Annotated in this window: 2 protein-coding genes; one reads left to right on the forward strand and one right to left on the reverse strand. The window is 57.6% G+C overall.

Annotation, left to right across the window (positions count from 1 at the left end; translation table 11 throughout):
• The first annotated feature begins 725 nt into the window (after positions 1-725).
• On the forward strand, positions 726-1,667 hold the full coding sequence (locus tag ACEW8Q_RS10970; protein WP_373504099.1) for a hypothetical protein: 942 nt from the start codon (positions 726-728) through the stop codon (positions 1,665-1,667).
• On the opposite strand, the gene ACEW8Q_RS10975 is transcribed toward ACEW8Q_RS10970, so the two are convergent.
• Positions 1,661-2,065, reverse strand: a 405-nt coding sequence (locus tag ACEW8Q_RS10975) for a DUF6362 family protein (protein ID WP_373504100.1), incomplete at its 5' end; no start/stop codon positions are given. The two genes, ACEW8Q_RS10970 and ACEW8Q_RS10975, sit on opposite strands and share 7 nt — an antisense overlap.

The raw sequence follows: 2,065 nt of genomic DNA on the forward strand, positions 1-2,065 counted from the left end.
CCGAACTCCGCCATGCTGGCGGCGATCTTCGCAACTTGATCCGCGCCATGCGCTTTGGCATTGCGGGCGTAGGGCTGGAGCTTGGCCAGCGGCCACATCTCGATCCGCTCCGGGGCAAAGCTCAGCGTCATCGTCGGGTCATTCCTCGGATCAAGGTGGATACCCCTGGCTTCCGGACTCCGGGGTCCAGACTGGACTCCACGCGGGGTCCAGCGGTCACCTGGGGTGTCCAGCTTCAAGGGTTTGATTTTGCGGTGTTTCAGGCGGGTTCAGGCGGCGGTGGCTTCCGGGTGGCTTCCCAAAAATCCGGCCCTGTCGCTAGCGATGTGCCGCGCTTCGCCCGCCAGCATACGAATTTTGCCAGGAAGGAACCAGAAATCAGTGGGTTAGCGGGATGGACCCCGGTTGGACCCCTGTCTGGACCCCGGAAGCCAGCGGCGCGATGTCTGCTGCGCGCGCCTCTCCCGAGTATATCGCAATGAATAGCGATACCGATCCGATCCGTCTCGCCTTCCGGTGTCTCGCAGGAAGTTGTCTCACATCGATCTCAGGTCTTGACAGGAGATACCGCACAATCTTGACGAACTGAGCGAGCACAACACAGCATATGGTTTGCCGACGGCCGCTGATCTGGTATGTTTTCCCTATGTTCTTCCATCTTGGCGCGAGCAGAGTCATCCATTCGCCTGCACTGCCAAACAGCCTCTGACCGCAAGGAAATCACCATGAAACCTATGACGATCAAGACGTTACCTGCCAAAACGGACCAAAAGGAAATCGGTCAGGGCTTGCTTGACCTTGGCATCGCGAAAGATGCTGAGATCAACGGAATCGGGATGGGCGTGCTTTCTGACGGCACTCCATATCTGAACCAGCGAGGCCTAGCCGCACTTTGCGGTGTTCAGAATGCGCACATTGGGACAATCAGTTCGCAATGGCGCGAAACCGAACCAAAGCCAAGGATCCAGGCGATCAAGGGAATTCTGTCAAAGATCGGCAGTGAAACCCAGTCGGCGCATTTTGAAGTGCCACACAACGGCATCGTCCACTACTGCTATCCTGCTGAAGTGTGCCTTTCCATCCTTGAATACTATGCCTTCGATGCTGGGGCCAATTGCCAGCAAGAGGCGCGCGACAATTTCCGCATCCTTGCCGGAACAAAACTTCGCGAGATGATCTACTCGCAGGTCGGCTACGACCCGACAGGGCGGAGCCGCTTCGACAAATGGCATGAGCGGATTGCACTGAACTATCAGTCAGCACCGCGGGGCTTTTTCAGCGTGTTCAACGAAGCCGAGACACTCATCTATGAGATGATCGTCGCAGGTGCGCCTGTTGATGAAAAGAATGTTGTCGACATCTCGATCGGTCGCCATTGGTCGAAATTCTGGGACGATAGTGGATACAATGAACGGTACGGGGATCGCAGCAAGTTTCCCCACAGATACCCCGACAGCCATCCTCAAGCCAAATCGAACCCGCAAGAGGCTTGGTGCTATCCGCTGGAATCGTTGGGTGCCTATCGGGAATGGCTTCAGGATCACTATATCGGTGGCGGCAAATTCCGCGCTTACCTGACGGAGAAAATGAAGAAGGGAGCCATTTCGCCGTCCATCGCTCAGTTGACAATTTCTTCGGTTGAGAAGCCCCGAATCGCTGGCTATTGACCGGCTCGATCCACAACGAACTCCATGGACCGTTTCCCTGGCACTCGCTTTCCGTTCAGCCGCCAAACGATGACGGCGATGCCGTACTGCCAACGTCGGTTCGCCGTTGCACGGCTGATGCCAAGTTCCCAGCAGATCGGCTTCCACTGTGTTCGGTTGGCCCGCAGCCATAGGAGCCGGGCATCGTCGGGATCCAGCCAGCGCAGCCAAAGCAACGTTTCCTCGGCTTGGGTGATCTGGCGCGGGCTAGGCCTTGGCCGCCGCATCTGAGGCTGTTGGCCGACCTTGTCAGCGAAACTGTGGAAGTATTCAGGCCAGGCGCTGAAGTAGCCCTGCGGCTTGCCCTCGGGCAGCATGCTGAAAACGTCGGCGGCGCTTTCGAGCCGCGCGTCGACCGT

It is taken from the genome of Aestuariivirga sp., assembly GCF_041738905.1.
Taxonomy (GTDB): Bacteria; Pseudomonadota; Alphaproteobacteria; order Rhizobiales; family Aestuariivirgaceae; genus Aestuariivirga.